Source organism: Allobranchiibius huperziae (assembly GCF_013410455.1).
In the GTDB taxonomy this organism is placed as follows: Bacteria; Actinomycetota; Actinomycetes; order Actinomycetales; family Dermatophilaceae; genus Allobranchiibius; species Allobranchiibius huperziae.
In genome coordinates, this window is sequence record NZ_JACCFW010000004.1 from 1 (window position 1) to 14,994 (window position 14,994).

The 14,994-nt window shown below is 69.4% G+C and carries 18 protein-coding genes and 1 pseudogene; 13 read left to right on the forward strand and 6 right to left on the reverse strand.

Annotation, left to right across the window (positions count from 1 at the left end; genetic code table 11):
- Nucleotides 1-330: 330 nt before the first annotated feature.
- From HNR15_RS17760 to HNR15_RS17770, 3 genes are all read left to right on the forward strand, one after another.
- The gene (locus HNR15_RS17760) at nt 331-660 is read left to right on the forward strand and encodes a hypothetical protein (RefSeq protein WP_179483964.1); all 330 of its coding nucleotides are present in this window, start codon (nt 331-333) and stop codon (nt 658-660) included.
- 155 nt (nt 661-815) lie between these two features.
- A complete protein-coding gene (locus HNR15_RS17765; RefSeq protein ID WP_179483965.1) occupies nt 816-1,166 on the forward strand; it encodes a DUF6907 domain-containing protein in 351 nt (116 codons plus the stop codon).
- The gene (locus HNR15_RS17770; RefSeq protein WP_179483966.1) at nt 1,163-2,602 is read left to right on the forward strand and encodes a tyrosine-type recombinase/integrase; all 1,440 of its coding nucleotides are present in this window, start codon (nt 1,163-1,165) and stop codon (nt 2,600-2,602) included. Before HNR15_RS17765 ends, HNR15_RS17770 begins: the two co-directional genes overlap by 4 nt.
- Nucleotides 2,603-2,649: 47 nt before the next feature.
- On the opposite strand, the gene HNR15_RS17775 is transcribed toward HNR15_RS17770, so the two are convergent.
- Complete coding sequence (locus tag HNR15_RS17775; protein WP_179483967.1) at nt 2,650-3,045, reverse strand: hypothetical protein; 396 nt, start codon at nt 3,043-3,045, stop codon at nt 2,650-2,652.
- Between the two features lie 232 nt (nt 3,046-3,277).
- Nucleotides 3,278-3,856: an NYN domain-containing protein gene (locus HNR15_RS17780; protein ID WP_218884453.1), complete on the reverse strand. Its 579-nt coding sequence runs from the start codon at nt 3,854-3,856 to the stop codon at nt 3,278-3,280.
- Between the two features lie 470 nt (nt 3,857-4,326).
- On the opposite strand from HNR15_RS17780, the gene HNR15_RS17785 reads away from it, so the two are divergent.
- From HNR15_RS17785 to HNR15_RS17795, 3 genes are all read left to right on the forward strand, one after another.
- On the forward strand, nt 4,327-4,695 hold the full coding sequence (locus tag HNR15_RS17785) for a hypothetical protein (protein WP_179483969.1): 369 nt from the start codon (nt 4,327-4,329) through the stop codon (nt 4,693-4,695).
- Nucleotides 4,696-4,811: 116 nt separating this feature from the next.
- Nucleotides 4,812-5,750 carry a tyrosine-type recombinase/integrase gene (locus HNR15_RS17790; protein WP_179483970.1) on the forward strand — a complete coding sequence of 313 codons (939 nt, stop codon included), beginning with the start codon at nt 4,812-4,814 and terminating at the stop codon, nt 5,748-5,750.
- A 27-nt stretch (nt 5,751-5,777) separates the two neighbouring features.
- Nucleotides 5,778-5,966, forward strand: a complete 189-nt coding sequence (locus HNR15_RS17795) for a DNA gyrase inhibitor YacG (RefSeq protein WP_179483971.1) — start codon at nt 5,778-5,780, stop codon at nt 5,964-5,966.
- Nucleotides 5,967-5,984: 18 nt separating this feature from the next.
- Here the strand turns inward: HNR15_RS17795 and HNR15_RS17800 are convergent, their stop codons facing one another.
- The 4 genes from HNR15_RS17800 to HNR15_RS17815 all read right to left on the reverse strand — a co-directional run bounded on the left by HNR15_RS17800 (nt 5,985) and on the right by HNR15_RS17815 (nt 8,653).
- Entirely contained in the window at nt 5,985-6,260 is a 276-nt protein-coding gene (locus HNR15_RS17800; RefSeq protein ID WP_179483972.1) for a hypothetical protein, read from the reverse strand.
- 16 nt (nt 6,261-6,276) lie between these two features.
- Entirely contained in the window at nt 6,277-6,645 is a 369-nt protein-coding gene (locus HNR15_RS17805; protein ID WP_179483973.1) for a hypothetical protein, read from the reverse strand.
- 2 nt (nt 6,646-6,647) lie between these two features.
- Complete coding sequence (locus tag HNR15_RS17810; protein WP_179483974.1) at nt 6,648-7,478, reverse strand: nucleotide-binding protein; 831 nt, start codon at nt 7,476-7,478, stop codon at nt 6,648-6,650.
- A 653-nt stretch (nt 7,479-8,131) separates the two neighbouring features.
- Nucleotides 8,132-8,653 (reverse strand): helix-turn-helix domain-containing protein, encoded by a 522-nt coding sequence (locus tag HNR15_RS17815; protein ID WP_179483975.1) that lies wholly within the window; start codon nt 8,651-8,653, stop codon nt 8,132-8,134.
- A gap of 150 nt (nt 8,654-8,803) precedes the next feature.
- Here HNR15_RS17815 and HNR15_RS17820 point away from each other — a divergent pair, with 150 nt between their 5' ends.
- From HNR15_RS17820 to HNR15_RS17850, 7 genes and pseudogenes are all read left to right on the forward strand, one after another.
- Nucleotides 8,804-9,064, forward strand: a complete 261-nt coding sequence (locus tag HNR15_RS17820) for a helix-turn-helix domain-containing protein (protein WP_218884454.1) — start codon at nt 8,804-8,806, stop codon at nt 9,062-9,064.
- A gap of 223 nt (nt 9,065-9,287) precedes the next feature.
- Nucleotides 9,288-10,730, forward strand: a complete 1,443-nt coding sequence (locus tag HNR15_RS17825) for a helix-turn-helix domain-containing protein (protein ID WP_179483976.1) — start codon at nt 9,288-9,290, stop codon at nt 10,728-10,730.
- Nucleotides 10,731-10,783: 53 nt separating this feature from the next.
- A complete protein-coding gene (locus HNR15_RS17830) occupies nt 10,784-11,053 on the forward strand; it encodes a hypothetical protein (protein WP_179483977.1) in 270 nt (89 codons plus the stop codon).
- A gap of 256 nt (nt 11,054-11,309) precedes the next feature.
- Entirely contained in the window at nt 11,310-11,528 is a 219-nt protein-coding gene (locus HNR15_RS17835) for a hypothetical protein (RefSeq protein ID WP_179483978.1), read from the forward strand.
- Between the two features lie 330 nt (nt 11,529-11,858).
- The gene (locus HNR15_RS17840; RefSeq protein ID WP_179483979.1) at nt 11,859-13,970 is read left to right on the forward strand and encodes a hypothetical protein; all 2,112 of its coding nucleotides are present in this window, start codon (nt 11,859-11,861) and stop codon (nt 13,968-13,970) included.
- A gap of 159 nt (nt 13,971-14,129) precedes the next feature.
- Nucleotides 14,130-14,342: a hypothetical protein gene (locus HNR15_RS17845; RefSeq protein ID WP_179483980.1), complete on the forward strand. Its 213-nt coding sequence runs from the start codon at nt 14,130-14,132 to the stop codon at nt 14,340-14,342.
- A 331-nt stretch (nt 14,343-14,673) separates the two neighbouring features.
- Nucleotides 14,674-14,994 (forward strand): annotated as a pseudogene (locus tag HNR15_RS17850) (replication protein); the annotation flags it as partial.

The following is a 14,994-nucleotide window of genomic DNA, read 5'->3' on the forward strand; positions in this document are numbered from 1 at the left end:
CACGGCGGCCGACAGACCCGCATGGCGTCCGTGCGCGCCCTGACGGTGCCTGCCCCAGAAGCAAATGAGCACCTACCCCGTAGGGGTCCAGTCTGTGACCGTCTTACCCCCCATAGGGGTTACCCAGGACCCGCGCAAGCGCGGCCTGGGGCCGCTGCGCGGCCGGGACAAGCAGCCCAGAACACCCGAGCCCAGCGCCGACCGCTGCCACCGCACCCCAAGCGCCCCATCGAGACGCAACTACTGGCCGCCGGCCTGCTCGAACTGCTCCCCTGGATCCTCAACCACCCCAGCCGCATCAGGAAACGCCACGTCGGCGCCCTGTGCGACGTGCTGATCCGTGCCCGGCTGCGCCCGGGATGGACCGCGGGCACCCTGCTGGCCGCTCTGGACGCCGGCAACGCCGACGCCGGCCGCTACGCGATCGCCCCCGGCGCCCAACGCGACCCGTTGGCCCTGCTGGCCCACCAGCTGCGCCAGATCGCCGACCAGCAACCGCCACCGGTGCGCCCGGACGCGTTGCGCCACGGGATGCACGCCGCCAGCACCGCCCGCCGCGCCCAGGAGGCCGCCGACGCCGCCGCAGCGACCCCCGCACCCCCGGCATTCCGCCGCGCTCTGGACGCCCTGCGGGACCGCAACCGCAACAGCGCCGGCTAACCCCGTACGGTCCCCCACGGGGCCACACCGCGGCCAGTGAAAATCGACAAAGAGACCACCATCACAACCCCTACCGATCGGGGCCGCCCGGTACCGTATGGAACCGCACGGTGCCGTACGGTGCCGTTCTGGATCTCTGCCTGAAGGGTCACTCGATGACTACCGTCCGCGCCGCTTTCGCTGAACTTCCCGCGTGCCCCTCGTGGTGCGAGCTGGACCCCGGGCATGGCTACTTCGACACCGAAACGGGCACTGGCCGGGCATTTAGAGCCCACGTACGCCGGCTACAGCTACCGATGCCCGACGCCGCGGTGATGCTCTGCCAATCTGAGACCGTCGCCGTGCACTCGATCAGCGGCCTTCCCCACGGCACCGCTGAACAGGGTGAACCGACCATCGAGGTGGACCTTGCGTTCTGCACGATCCTGGACACAGCGCAGACCCGCGCCCTGGCCGAGACGCTGACCTCGGCCGCCGCCCTGCTCGACACCGGCGTGACGGCGTGAGTCTGGCTCTGTTGTCCGCGCGAGAATTCGCCGCCTGGCTGACCGACCGGGACTACGCCCCGGCCACCGTGGCCGACGCGCGCCGCACCGCCAGCGCCTACCTGGCGGACCGGCCCCGCATCGACCAACTGACCGGAACGGGCATCGCCGAATGGATCGCCGGGCAACCGGTCGGTGAGCAACGCCGCACCCGCTACCGCACCCACCTACACCGGCTCAGCGACTACGCCCGCGCCACCCTGCCGGCCGAGCAGCTGGCCGCCCTGGAGGACCTCACCAACCCGCAGGCGCGCACCCTGGAGGACTTCCTACGTTGGTTGCGCGTCACCGGTGCAGCCCCGAGCACGGTCAAGAATCGCCGCTCGGTGGTGTCGGCGTTCCTGGTTGATCACCCGGAGTTCCTGACCTGTACCGAGGAAGGCATCGAGGCCTGGCTCGATGGACAACGGCTCAGCCGCACCACCCGCGGCAATTACCGCGGGCACCTGCGCTCTCTGTATCGGTGGGCCGACCTGGAGAACCTGTCCCCTTCGACACACCTAACCCCGCGCAGCGGACCAGGTACCGCAACTAGCGTCACGGCGTACGGCCGCGGCCTGGTCCTCGTCGCCGTTCCCGCCGCCTGGCAGCGACATGTCGAGGCCTGGATCGACTGGCAGTCCAGCGCCGGACGACCCGACACCACCCTTTACCTGCGTGAATATCACCTGCGCCGGTTTGCCGCAGAAAACCTGCACCTAGAGCCGTTAGCGGTCACCGTGGACGACCTCGCCGCATGGCTGGCCGCGCAGAACTGGGCCATCGAGACGCGCCGCAGCTACCGCACCAGCCTGCGGTCGTTCTACGGCTGGGCACACCGCACCGGACGCATGGACAACGACCCCAGCGCGCAGCTGCCGTCCATTCGTCCCCCACGCGCCGTCGCCAAACCAGCACCACACGAGGTCATCATCGATGCCCTGTCACGTTCCGACGAACGAACCGGCCTGATGATCCGCCTGGGTGCCGAGCTCGGCCTACGGCGAGGAGAAATTGCCCGTGCCCACACCCGCGACCTCACCCGCGACCACGCCGGGCACCTGTCCCTGACTATTGCCGGAAAGGGCGGCCACCAGCGCCGTATCCCCGTCACCGGAGACCTGGCCCGCCGGCTGACCGAGGCAGCGGTCTACGCCGGTGACGCCTACTTGTTCCCCGGCAACGACGACGGGCATCTGTCCCCCGCTCACGTCGGCAAAATTCTTTCGAGGGTCCTTGACGGGCGCTTCACCGGTCACGCACTGCGCCACCGCTTCGCCACCGCCGTCTACGCACCCACACGCGACCTGTTCACTACTCAGACTTTGCTCGGTCATGCCGACCCACGCACGACCCGCCGCTATGTCGAGCTACCCCCCGAAGCATTGCGCCGAGCCACCGCCTCCGCCGCGCTCTGACCGTCTCCGCGCGGTCCCGCACGGTGCCATCCGGTCCCGTGCAAGAGCTATGAGCAGGTGGACACGTCGGCGCCGTCAACGTTGACGGCGCCCGTTGCGCTCCACACTCCCGTGACGCCGTCCAGGGCGTGAGGGAAGACAAGCCCCGAGAGTCCCGCGTTGGTGGCGGTGAGGTTGGTCTGATGGGAGGTGCCAAAGTCGAACACGAACTGATCGGGGGAGTGACCCGAGACGTAGATCGTCTTCGCGACCTGGCGCGAGGTGTTGCCGTCTGCACTGTCCAGCGTGACGACGTAAGAGACATATTCGGCACCCCGGTTCTTCTGCGGGGTCCACGTCACGGCCACATCGGTCGGGCTGCCGCCCGCGTTGCTGACCTTGGCGGCCGCCATGCCGTCAGTGCAGGTCAGGGCCACGGTCTTGATCTGCGGTGCACCGTCCAAGGCAGCTGCGCTGTCTACTGGACGGGCCGGGTGTGTGCCCGTCGTCCCGCTTTCACCGCTTCCACACGCTGCGAGCAGCACTGAGAGGCCACCTGCTAGGGCCGCAGCGACTCGGATGGCGGGCACAGATCAACCTCCAGGGCTCAGATCGCGCGCGTGGTGCCTCAACTACAGGTGCGGTGACCGACCGGCCCGTGAGCATGGCTCCCATGCACGCGGTGTCGAATTGCGCTCAGGACTCGGTGTAGTCCGTGTGATCGCGGACAGAATTGAAGTCAGACTCGCCCAGATAGTGGCACCAAGGACGTTGGGTGTTGTCCAGCCGTAGGCGGTTGCACTCGGACCATGCCGCCACCTCAATGTGGCACCCCTGTAGGTCCATCACGGTCTCAACCGCGGGCAAGAGGTCGTTGTCGTGAGAGAAGATCACGATGACGTCAGTCTCGCGAAATGCGGCCAGGCGCACAGCGTCCACGGCTACCGCTACGTCGATGCCCTTCTCGGTCGGTGGGGTGTTCGGCCACTCGTCGGGGTACCAGAGGTTGCGGCGGATGACCGTAACTCCATCCGCTCGCCAGTCCGATGCTTGACGCTCGTTCGCCGCAGCCGAGACTGTCTGCTTCCACGGGTTTGGCTGCCCTCGGTAGACCCTGACTTCGTGCAGGACACTGGGCCGCCGGCGCTTGCTCGCAATGAGTTCGCCTACCTGCCGCGGGTGCACGTGCCCTGACGTGCCACGGTCGGCCGCGTAGCTAAGGAATCTCCGTCGCGCGGACTTCTGCACGTTCTCGTAGTCAATGAGAACAGTCACTCGATCCAGTCCATCTACGGCCATCAGCGCTCCCCCGACCAAAAAAAGCCCCGCCATTCCCAGAGGGAGGCGGGGCGGAATGAGATCAAGGTAGCAGCGCGCGCGCCTTTTTGGCGAGTTCAAGTCCCGCCGGTTTGAGACGACCTGACACGACAGGAGACGACCTGACACCGAATCGCCCAGATGGGCACAGCTCTTCCGCCGGGAGCCAGATGGGCACAGCCCTTCCGCCGCGCTCCCGCCGAGGCGGCAGGAGCCCGGCGGCGGGAGCCAGATGGGCACAGCCCTTCCGCCGCGCTCCCGCCGAGGCGGCAGGAGCCCGGCGGCGGGAGCAAGCTAATAGCTACGGTGCCCCTAACGGCCGGAGCAGCCTGCCGGCGGCGGGAGCAAGATGGAGGGGTAGGGCACCTAACTGCCCCCGTCGCGGCCGCTGGAGCACCCGGCCCCGCGTGGTCGGCGAGACTGTGTTCATGCCCCGCGAAGACGGAGATTCAGCTGACCCCTTCGATCAGCTACCCGACGAGAGGTACGCGGACTATCTACAGCGCGTCGGGGTCTTAGTGGCACCTGACGAGCAGGTGCGCGCTTGGGAGCGTGAGCGCGGAGCGCCCATGCTCGGTTGCGTCCTCCTCTACGAGGTTGACGAAGACGGCTTTGTGTACCGGCTCATTCACCATCCCGATCTCACCCCGGATGCCCTCGATGCGTTCTGTCGAGAAGGCATGCGCCGGTGCGCGCACTACGTCGAGCACGGCGCAAACGGAGAGTTCGTCTGGCAGAAGCGATCGGACGCGGGGTACCAGGCCTGGATCCTCGCCGACCAGCTCCCACCGCTCTAGTTCCGCAGATAACGCTCTGTATCTGCGGCGCGCACGGCAGCGAGGCGCGCGATGGCGGGCCTGTCGGAGGCCGTCGGTACCGTCCGCAGCACCGATTAACTGCGGAAGGTGACCCGATGAGCCGCCCCCACCCCGACACCGCGCCCGGCGGGATCAGCTGGGCCGCGGCCGTGACCGCGTTCCTGGAGCGCCCGACCGCCGCCACCACCCGGCGCACCTACGCGACCGCGCTGCGCCAGATCGGCGCGCAGCTGCCCGAGGGCACTCCCCTGGCCGCCCTGAGCGCATACGACTACGAAGCTGCGCTACTCACCGCGTACGACGACGCCGCGCCGGCCACCTTCAACCTGGCCACCAACGCCCTGCGCGGCCTGCTGGCGTACGCCGCCGATCGCGAGTGGTGCACCGACGCTGCTGCCTACCGATTCGGGCGCCTGGTGCACGTGCGCCGCGTCCCGCAGCAGCACGACCGCGCGCTGAGCCGAGAGACCATCGAGCGGCTGTGCACCGACCCGCGCCACGCGCTGCGCGAGCGGGCACTGTGGCGGATGCTCTATGAGACCGCCGCTCGCGCGGAGGAAGTCCTGCGCCTGGACGTGGGCGACCTGGACCTGATCAACCGCACCGCCCGCACCATCCGCAAAGGTGGCGACCGGGACACCCTGCACTACGCCTCGGGCACCGCGCGGCTACTCCCCCGCGTGCTCGCCGGCCGCGATCGCGGGCCCGTGTTCTTGTCCAGCCGGCCCCCACGCACCGACGCCCTGCCGGCCCTGTCCGATCTGGACCCCGCCACCGGGCACGCGCGCCTGTCCTACCGCCAGGCCGCGGCCCTGTTCACCGACGCGACCCACGGCGCGACCCTGCACCAGCTGCGGCACTCCGCACTGACCCACCTGGCCGAGACCGGCGCCAGCAGCGCCCTGCTGATGGCGAAATCACGGCACGCCGCACTGTCCAGCCTCCAGCGCTACGTCGCGCCCTCTCAGACCGCCGTCGCGCAGCTGACCGCCGGCCTGGACCCGCACGGGCGCCGGCGGAAAGTCGACGGCTGAGCCTGTCGCCGGACAGACTTGCGCCCCATGAGTACCTATCACCCCAGCGCCGCGCACTGCCCCGTCTGCGGAGAGCAGAGCGTGAGCCTGGTCCGCACCCCATACCGTCCTTTCGGCAGCGACCAGCCCGTTGCGCGCACCGAGAAGTACGTGTGCAACAACGGCAACCACATCCCCATGGGATGGACCCCCGACAACGACAACGCCAACGGGTAAGCCGCCGCCAGTTGCCGACTATCGAATGTCGAACGCGGGTAGGCCGGCTTGATCGTGGCGGTTGTAGATCGAGGGGAACACCTGCGACCCACGGATGTCGAACGCGGGCAACGTGGCTTGATAGTTCGAGTTGTAGACCGAGGGAAATACCTGCGACCCACGGATATCGAACGCGGGCAACGTGGCCCGGTCGTGGCGGTTGTAGACCGTGGGGAACACCTGCGACCCACGGATGTCGAACGCGGGCAACGTGGCTTGATAGTTCGAGTTGTAGACCGAGGGAAACCACTGCATTGCGTACTCGCCTTCGTCAGCAGCCGCGTCGGGCTGCCTCGGCCTCGACAGCCGCGGCGAGGACCCGTTCGGGTGTGCTGCCGGCCGCCTCAGCCGTTGCAGCGAGCCGGTCCAGCAGATCATCAGCCAGGACGCCGCCGGCGACCTCAGCGCGCAGGGCGCGCACGATGAGCGCGCCCACCGGCACGCCCAGCCGCTCGGCTCGCACCTCGAGCGCGTCATAGAGGTCCTGCGGCACCCGGTTGGACAACTTGCGGCCCCAGGTCGCCGGTTCGCTCGGTGTGCCGCGGCGGCCACTGGCGCGGCTGGCGTCGGTGTAGTGCTGCCCGTTGTCCGGGGCCGGTGTCAGGGGTGCGGTCTGCGCGGGGCGTGCCTTGGGTGGCATGGTCAGCCTCTTTCCTTGTTCGCCTGCTCGGTCACGATCTGCGCCAGCTGCGCGAATTCCTCCACGATCGCCCCTGTCTCTGCGCCGTAGGCCGCTGCAGGTGCGCCGGCACCCTCGGCCTTGACCATCACCGCGCGGCGCGGGACAACGCCCAGCACGGGCCATTGCTCGCGTAGCTGCGCGAGCAGCTGCGCTGGGTAGGACTCCCGGGCCGGGTAGTTGGACACCACCACCCCCAGCAGTCGCGGCGCGCCGTCGCGGTCGGCGCGGACCCCCTCCAGCGTGCGCGTCACGCGCGCCAACGCCTCGACGGCCCCGAGCGCGGCCTCGGTCACCAGCAGCACCACATCGGCAGCCCGCAACGGCCCGACCAGCAGCGGCCCCAACGTGGGCGCGCAATCGATGAGCACGACCTGCGAGGGCACCCCCGCCAGCGCATGGCGCCACCGATCCAGCGCCCCGGGCCACGTCTCGTCAGCGCGGGAGGCCAGATCGACATTGGACGGAGCGACCTGCACCAGCGGCGACCAGTGCTGCCCGGCCGCGGTGAGCACCTGGCGCATGGTGCCCTCAGTGACCGGCGCCCCCTGCCTCGGCTGGGTGGCATAGAGCGCATCGCTCACGCTGAGTTCTTGGGCCACGCCCAGCGCACCGGTCGCCGTCAACGGTGAGGCATCGGTGATCCGCGTCAGGCTGCCTTGGGGGTCGCCATCGACCAGCGTCACCGAGACGCCAGCCAGCCCGAGCGCCTGCGCGAGGTTGGCCGCAACAGTGGTTTTCCCGACCCCACCCTTTTCGTTCGCAATCGCCACCGTGAGCACGCCCTGCGCCACCGCCTCGACCCTTCCGCGCCCGTTCCCACGCGGTCCCGCGCGGGTATGCCATGGGACCGTACGGCACCTCACGGGACCGCGCGGGGAGTTCCGGCGGTGTGGTGCCTATTGGTCGTTGGCCAGCTTGGTGCCAGGCGCCTAGCCCTGTCGGACCGGCGGGGGCCGTCCTGATAGCTGGCGCGGCCCGGCGCGCTGCATGCTGATCGGACCTGGCCCGGCGCGTTCGAGGGTGGACAGCATCACGGGCTCCGACGCGACCGGCGTGCAGCTGACCGGTGGCGAGCAATCCGGTGAGCACCGCCTGGGCGTGTGTCGCGTGCACGGTGCAGTCACCGGCAACCGGGTAGGGGAGAGGCCCGGCTCTGCGCGCCCGGCCCCCAGCAGCGGGTCAGAGATTCAGCCTCACCACGTCGGGCCGCCATCGTCGCGACGCTGAGCAACCAACACCGCACGGCACCGTACGGACCCGCCCGGTACCGCATGCCGAGTGCCGTTCGCGTGGGGAACCGGCGCCTCGCACGGGCGTTTACCCAGGGGAACAGCTCTAGGTAAGCCCTCCACCCACGGCCACTATTGCGACACTCGTGAGGCGCTGACCTGCACTGATGGGGTAGTTATCCGGGCAGAACCGCCCACCAACCACTTCAGGATGGTCACGGTTCGAAACCGACATCGGCAACCTGAACTTCCACCCCAGAAACAGACTCCCAAGGGATCGGCTTACAGGCTGCGGCCGCGACCTCCCGAGCGACCGTGAGCGGCAGACCGGCCGCTGTGAGGACGTCGACCACCGGCTCAAACGCTGCCGGCTGGTCCGGCCACAAGGTCACCCCCGAGACTTTCTCACCTCGCTCGGCCGCCTCCGTCGTCAGCCGTTCCTCGATCCCTCGATACGTGAAGTAGCGCGCAGCGGACTCGCTCAGGACACGCAGAGCGTCGCGGGACTCGCGCCGCGCTTCATCGATGTCTCGTCGCCATCGCAGCCGCTGCGGATGACCCAGGAGCGCCATTGGCTCTGTCTGAAGCACCTCAGCGAGCACGACCAGCTCACCCACGTCGATCGAGCGTTTGCCCTTCTCCAGCCGGGCCAGAGTGGCCGGATCGAACCGCTTACCGAGCGCCTGAGTCAGTCGGTCCGCTAGCTCGATCTGACTCCACCCGTGGCCGTGGCGCACGTGCGCGACGTTCTCGCCGACCCAACTCCGGCGCTCTTCAACTGACATATTCCTCAGTGTTCACCTACTTGCATTTTCAGTCAACAACCGTCAAGATCAATTGCGGATTGTTCAGTGACGGACTGAATATCACTCACTGTGGAGGACCTCGTGTTGGACGACGAGATGATGACGATCGAGGAAGCCGCCGAGCTGGTGCGTCGCCCGGTCAACACCCTTCGTTTCTGGCGGGCGCAACGCACTGGACCCGCGGCGTTCATAGTGGGTCGGCGCCTGACCTACCTGCGTAGCGACGTCGAGGAATGGCTCACCGCACAACGCAGCGCGGCCCCGATCGCCCCGACACACGAGGCGGACCGCGCCGGGAACACCGACACCGCCTCGGCGGATGCGGGAACGGCGCTGGCATGAGCACCCGCCACAGTCCATTGATGACAGCGCCGGCTCGGCCGGAGGCGACTAGCTCCACACATGCCGCGGCCGCGGCACGCGCCACCATCACCGCTGCCGCTGAGCGCGACCAGGGGCGCTACCTGGCCGCCGCGCCGCATGTCAGCGGAGAAAGCACGGAGCACCTGCGTAACGCGCGGGCTGTGGGTCGCGCAGAAGCCTGCGACGTCAGCTAGCAACTCCCGTGCCCGCCCTGAATCGGGAGGCGCCCCAGCACGATTCGACGCCGTTGGACGCCAACCCACAGACCCCCGAACGCGACACCGCTCCCGACCGGGTGCCGGTCGCGTTCGTAAAGGTGCCTGCTCTCATGCTCGACGGGAGCCTGAGCGCCGAAGCCGTCGCGGTGTGGTGTCTGTTGTCCACTCACGTGCGCAGGGGCAAGCGTTCGGTCTGGCCGAGTCAGCTCAACCTCGCGCGCCGTCTTGGACGCCAGGGCGTGGATCCCGCTCGCCGGGTGCGCGACCGGCTCAACGAACTAGCCACCGCCGGGTGGCTGGTCAGTCGCCGCACGCGTGTCGGAAACAGCACCTGCAACATCTACGTGCTGGCTGCCGTCGAGACCAATTACGTGCAGCTGGCGAGCATCGTGCTGGACCAGCTGACCAAGGACCTAACGCCCGATGACGTGCTGCACCTGCTGCGCTGGCAACTCCTGGCCGGGACCAGCGGGACCACGCGCCTGCCACTGAGCGACTACGCGAACCGGTACAACCTGCGCATCCGCGGCGCCCGCGAGGCCCGCAGACGCCTTCTGAGAGCCGAGCTGCTGAGTGTGCATGAGCGGCCCGGCAAGCCCACCGAGACCAGCATCTCGACGGTTATCCACACCCCGGCACTCAACGTCCGGTCACCCCGGCACTCAACGTCCGGTTACCCCCTGCCGACCCCGGCACTCAACGTCCGGTCACCCCGGCACTCAACGTCCGGCGAAGTAGATACCCATGAAGTAGATGCTTTCCAGCCCTCTCGTACTGACCTCACCACCGCGCGAGCTCAGCCAGGCGGGGCGGATGAGATCGACCACCAGGACGACGTCACCGAGAGCCGAGACGGTGTGCTGCGGCGCGTCCTCGACGCAGCCGAGCAGCACGGACGGCGGCTGACCTGGACCACCCGCGCCGCCCTGCCGGTCAAGCTGGCCGACCTGCGCGCCGAAGGGTGGACCGATGAGCAGCTGAGCGAGCACCTGGCGCGCTCCTTCGCCGGCGCACGCTCTACCGACGCGACCCTGAGCGCGCGCCTGGCCGAGCTGGCCGCGCAGACCTCACCCACCCACCTGGCCCGAGCGCGCCACGAGGCGGACCGAGCAGCCCGCGCCGTTCGGCAATCTGCACAAGCCGCAGAGGACGCCGCCGCGACTCCACCGCCGCCCGGATGGCGCGATGCGGGCACCGTCCGGGCCGCTGGAGCGCCTCGAACGCGCAGCGGCGCCGCTGCTAGCCGTTCGGATGCTCCGACGTGTCCTTACATCCCGGACACCGAGAAACCCCCGCAGAAGCCCGCACACGAAGCCGACCCCGAGCAACTCTCACCGAAAGCGAGCCACCCCCTCATGACTGGACCAGACACCTCCACGAGCTGGGATCGCGTCCCGCAGCTCTCCGACACCGGCCGCGCGTCATGAATCTGCACGCTCGCCGTTCGCTGCGGCGACGAACCGCGCCCGCGTTCGCGTCCGTGGCTGACGCCGACCCGCAAACCGTCCTAGCAGCCCTCTGGCGCGCAAGCCTGCCCACACCCCTGGACCCGATCCGGCGTACCTACCTGGCCGCGGTGACCGAGGACTACCTCACCGAGGCCACCGGCCTGCACGGCGCCCGACTGCGCGACGCGCTGCAACTGCTCAGCACGGACGGCATCGTCACCGCAGACGGAACTCACCGCCTCTACGCGCACCCCGACCCCGTGCGCATGTTCGTCCTGAGCCACCACCAGGTCCGCTCATGATCGACGGCTGCCTGTCACCGCTGCCCGTGCTCCCGCTGGCCGTGCTCACCCTGACGACCTGGACCTGCCACACCTTGGCGTCCGCCCTGCGCCGCCACGCTCACGCCCTGGCCGAGCAGACCACCGCGCTGCACCAGGGGCTCACTTCCTCCACATCGACCCCGACGAGGACCAGGTGCTCGATCTCGCTATGCGCCGGCCCCCGTGGATCTTTCCCGCCTTCATGTGCCCGTACGACTGTCGGAGATGGCTGCCTGTGATCGATGACGAACTCAAACGGCTCGAAGCCCTGGCGCAGTACGCCAGAGAAGCCGCCGAGCGGGCGCGCACCGCCCGGGTCGCCCGAGACGAGGCCATCGTGGAGGCCGTAGACGACCAAGGGCTCAGCCTGGGCCAGGTCTCCCGCGCCACCGGATTGGTCAAGTCAGGCATCTCCCGGATCGTGGGCGACGCACCCGTACGCGGGGTGCTCTGAGGTGCCCTGCGTAAAGGGCATGAGCGAGCACGGTCACGCTGCTCCGCGACCCCCACGTGCCACACCGCTACCGCCCCGAATCAGGACCGTGGCAACCGTTATTGAGGCCCCACCAACCGTGATTGAAACTCCCGCAACCGTGATCGGCGGGTCCCGACCTCCGCCGACCGTCTGACAAAACCGCAGGTCAGCGGCCTAGGGGCGGCTTCCGATCATGAATGAGCACCCGGAAATGCCGACTCAGGGACTACCGGCCTCCCAGCCACACCCAGACCCCCACATTTCGCCCCCCTGTTCACCCCCATGAAACCCCCCCAGGAGCACCCGCGCATGACGATCGCACCCCAGGACCTCGAACGCCTGGACCGGCTCGGAGCATGGCTGATCGCTCACGACGGGCACGGCACGAAGCGCGACTTCGCCGATGCGCTGGACCTGGACGGCACCCAACGCCGCCGCATCCTGAATCACGCCGGTGCCGCCGGATGGATCATCGAGCCCGACCGCTCCACCGTCGCCCTTACCCCCGAAGGTCGCGCCCGGTTCGGAGGCCTTGCGACCGGCAGCGCCGGCGCCCTGCTCGACACTTTGCTCGACGGCTGGCCCGCCCGGCATCGCGCGCTGGCCCAGCTGGCCGCCTGCGCGATCCTCGCCCGCCGCCTGGACGACGACGCCCCCCGCGTCGGATTCGCCCTCATCGGCGGCACCGGCACCGGCAAGACCGCGACGGCTGCCTTCCTCGCGCGGCTGTTCGGGCACGAGCCCGACCGCATCCTGGTCAACCTGTCCACCGCCACCGACCGCCCCAGCGGCCGGCGCCTCCAGACCGGCGGCACCTGGACCTATGAGCCCTCGACATGGACCAGCGGCCCTCTGGTCTGCCTCGATGAGTGGGACAAAACCACCGACACCGCCCGGGCCGACCTGTTCGCCACCGCCCTGCACCCCGCCGGGCGCGCCCTGGTCGAGGATCAGGTGCACGCCTTCGCTGCCGTGCCGATCCTGACCGCGAACACCCCCCACGCCGCCCGCGGCCTGGATCGGCTGCGCACCCTGGGCAGCACCAAGATGGCCCAGCCAGTCCAGCGCCGGTGCATCACTCTGGACACCGGCGCCCGCTCTCAGTACGACGCCACTGCCCTGCAACGGGTCACCGACGCCTACCGATGGCACCCGCAGGCCGCCGATCGGCTCCCCCTGGACGACCTGCCGATCCCGGACAGCTGCGATGAGGACCTGGCCGCGATGCTGAACCAGCACGCGCACGAAGCCCTGACCGAGACCGGCCTCGAAACCTTCCCCGGCGCACACGCCCTCGAACCCCTGGCCCGAGTCCGCCGCACCCTGCTACCCGACGACGCACCAGCGCCCCTTGCCGCCGCGCTGACCATGGCCGACTACCTGACCGTGACCGAATCCCTGCCCGAGCACGTCCGGCCCGGCTGGAGCGACGGCGTGGCGCTGTGGTGCCAGCAGATGAGCAGCGCGCCCGGAGTCGCCGGCCTGGCCCACGCGCTCACCAGTGCCGCTCAAGCCCGCGAGGCCACCGACCGCGCGGACCGCGCCGCCCGCGTGCAGACCGCCACCGCCGGCGATGCCCTGACCCGTGCCGCGGCCGAGCTGGCCGCCGAGTGCAAGACCGCCCGTGACCACCTCGACGGGCGCCGGCTGATCAGGGCCACTGACACCCAACGCGTGCAGGCCGCCGGGCTGCGCCGGCTGCTGGGCACCCTGCACGACAGCGCCGCCCGCACCCACACCGCGGTAGCGCTGGAGGACCTACGCGACCGGGCCACCCCTCACCTGCGTGACGCGGCCGCCCTGCGTGCCGCCGTCGCTCACACCGAGCAGCAAGCCGCAGCCCGCAAGGCCGCCGACGCAATCGCGCGACGTGAGCAGCGCGAGCAGGACAAACACGTCCGCGCCGCCGCCGTCCGCGCCCAGCGCGACGCTGAGCGCATGGCGCGCACCCACGCCCGGCAGACCCGCACCTACCGCCGCGAGCAGCTGCGCCAGCTCCGCGCCTACACCCAGCCCCTCGAACGGCTCTACGCGCGCACCAGTACCGGCCCCAACGAGTCCCCGCTGCGCGATCTCGCGCAGATCACCCACCCCGCCACCGGCGCACCGCTGCTGACGTTCGCGCCCTACCCGGTCAAGAACGGATGGGGCCGCGCCCTGGAAGTCGTCGCCGGGTCTCTTGCACGCGTTGAGACCCCGACCGGCGACTGGAGCGCTGGCGGGCAACGCTTTCCCGGGACGCCCACCAGCTGCGCCGACCTCAGCACCTGGGGACCTCACACCCGCGCTGTTCTCGCGCCCCTACTGGCCCATCTGCACGCCGGCGAGGACGCCCTCACCAACGCACTGAGCGAAGCACCCCGCGCCGCACGACCCCACATCGCGCCGACACCCGCCCCCCGCGCGATCACGACCCGATGAGCAACACACCTAGTGCACCGCGGCCTCTGCAACACCTCCCGAATCGACCCAACGCGCACACCACGGACCTCATGCACCCTCGGACCAAGGGCGCGCCGGTTCCGCGACACGCCGCGAAACCTCCCCGCGCTTGCGCAAGCTTGAAGGGAGCATCTGCGCATGGCAGGACGTCAGCGTGAATCAGGCGCCGGTTTCGTGCGGGTCAACGTTTCGATGGCCCCAGAGACTCACGTGCTTGCCAAGAAGATGGCGGCAGACGCGGGGATCAGCATGGCCCTGCTGGTCGAGCAGATGATGCAGGACGAGGCACGAACCCACCGGATTCGTAACGCCCTGCACGCCGAGCAGGAGGAACTACCCCTGACTGGATAACCCCACGACACAGCAAGAGGGCCACCGCATCAACGGTGACCCTCTGCGAAAAGCGACGGGACCGGACGGCAATCCGGTTGCCCCGCAAGTTGGTCTGCGCGACCTCCACCCCCGACCAAGAAGGGCGGATCTATGCCTGTCTCCGTGAAGAGAACCGACAGTGCCCAGATTATCACTTGAGCAGATATCTGAACGGCTCAACGCGACACGACGCGCCTACTACCGTGCCACTGATCTTGACGGTACCCGCGTCGTGCGCGGTGCTCCGGTGCGATCACGTCGGCGTGTCCCCTCATGGGCGCCGACAGCCGCGCCGGGACAGACCGCACGCGTGGTGGCCTGGACCAGCCCCGAAGCATGGCTAGAGCAGCTGCGCGCTGCGCTGCTGTCCCCCGAGGGCATCGAGGCCACCGCCACCGACCGCATCCGTGCCGCCACCGTGCTGGACGTGGCCGCCGTAGAGGCCCGCGCAGCCAACGCACGCACCGGCCGCGATGTCTGCACCGCTCACGAGACAGTCGCGACTGTCGTCGGGTGCTCGGTGGCGACCGTGCGCCGCGCCCGCGCCGTCCTCCAACGTATCGGGTACGCAGTGACTCTCACGCCCGGGCGGTACCTGACCGCGGCCGAGCGCCTGGAGGCGAACGCCACC

Coding starts and splice junctions, on each gene's coding strand:
- HNR15_RS17765 (WP_179483965.1), top strand. CDS start 816: ATGACTACCGTCCGCGCCGCTTTCGCTGAACTTCCCGCGTGCCCCTCG.
- HNR15_RS17785 (WP_179483969.1), top strand. CDS start 4,327: ATGCCCCGCGAAGACGGAGATTCAGCTGACCCCTTCGATCAGCTACCC.
- HNR15_RS17790 (WP_179483970.1), top strand. CDS start 4,812: ATGAGCCGCCCCCACCCCGACACCGCGCCCGGCGGGATCAGCTGGGCC.
- HNR15_RS17795 (WP_179483971.1), top strand. CDS start 5,778: ATGAGTACCTATCACCCCAGCGCCGCGCACTGCCCCGTCTGCGGAGAG.
- HNR15_RS17800 (WP_179483972.1), bottom strand. CDS start 6,260: ATGCAGTGGTTTCCCTCGGTCTACAACTCGAACTATCAAGCCACGTTG.
- HNR15_RS17805 (WP_179483973.1), bottom strand. CDS start 6,645: ATGCCACCCAAGGCACGCCCCGCGCAGACCGCACCCCTGACACCGGCC.
- HNR15_RS17840 (WP_179483979.1), top strand. CDS start 11,859: ATGACGATCGCACCCCAGGACCTCGAACGCCTGGACCGGCTCGGAGCA.
- HNR15_RS17845 (WP_179483980.1), top strand. CDS start 14,130: ATGGCAGGACGTCAGCGTGAATCAGGCGCCGGTTTCGTGCGGGTCAAC.